This is a genomic window from Collinsella sp. Sow4_E3 (genome assembly GCF_052116285.1).
Lineage (GTDB): Bacteria > Actinomycetota > Coriobacteriia > Coriobacteriales > Coriobacteriaceae > Collinsella.
In genome coordinates, this window is sequence record NZ_JBQKLJ010000074.1 from 1 (window position 1) to 873 (window position 873).

An 873-nucleotide genomic window follows, 5' to 3' on the forward strand; every position below is an offset into this window, starting at 1 on the left:
CCCCGCGTGGCGACACCCTGCCGACCCGTCACGATCGACGGCGACCCGATCGAGGTGCAGTCATGAGCCATAAACTGCTGGCGCAACTCGCCGAGGTCGACGCCTCGACCACAGCGATGGTAGAGGCCAAGGCGCGCCTCGAGTCCGCCATCGATGGCCTGGAGCTGGCCAAGGTCTGGCCCTACGGCGACATCTACATCGATGGCCTGGAGCTGGCCAAGGTCTGGCCCTACGGCGACGGTTATAGCTACGGCACTGGCGACGGCACTGGCTACGGCTATGGCGACGGCACTGGCGACGGCAACGGCGGTGGCGACGGCGACGGCAGTGATGACGATGACTGACCGCAACCACACCGCCGAGGTGCTCATACTCGCCCTGATCATCATCACCTCTTGCCTGCTCGTCTTCGCAGCAGGCATCTACGGAACCCCAGATTGGAGCTGGCAGCTATGACTGACTACCTGACCGACGAGATGGTCGAGTCCGCCGCCGGTTGGATCGCTCGCCGCCGCGCCCTGCTGGACGCCGCACCCCCCGCACCTTGGCGCTACAGGGAGGGAGCAGAAGGTGACCCCACCAATGGCCCCACCTACACCGCCATTGAAGCCGAGCACCCCGAGGCTGGCTGGTCGCCTATCGCGACTGGCGATTACGACGCGTGGAGCGGTTGCGGCCTGATTGCCGTCGAGGATGCAAGCACCGCCCTACCGAAGGCGCTCGACGCGCTGGAAGCGGTACTGCGGGAGCATCCCCGCGTCGGCATCTTCGAGCCATGCATCCCGGGTGAATGCGATGACCACGAGGTCAACCACGACCACATGGAGACCGACGGGGGCGAGTGGGTGCATGTCGATGAGCGCGTGGGATGGG

At 66.0% G+C, this 873-nt stretch carries 3 protein-coding genes; all 3 read left to right on the plus strand.

Features of this window, described 5'->3' with window-relative positions:
* Positions 1-344: hypothetical protein (locus ACTQ48_RS11285; protein ID WP_441570996.1), on the plus strand; the 344-nt coding region annotated here is incomplete at its 5' end.
* Positions 328-456, plus strand: a complete 129-nt coding sequence (locus ACTQ48_RS11290) for a hypothetical protein (protein WP_426469705.1) — start codon at positions 328-330, stop codon at positions 454-456. The genes ACTQ48_RS11285 and ACTQ48_RS11290, both read left to right, overlap by 17 nt.
* Positions 453-873: hypothetical protein (locus ACTQ48_RS11295; protein ID WP_441570998.1), on the plus strand; the 421-nt coding region annotated here is incomplete at its 3' end. The genes ACTQ48_RS11290 and ACTQ48_RS11295, both read left to right, overlap by 4 nt.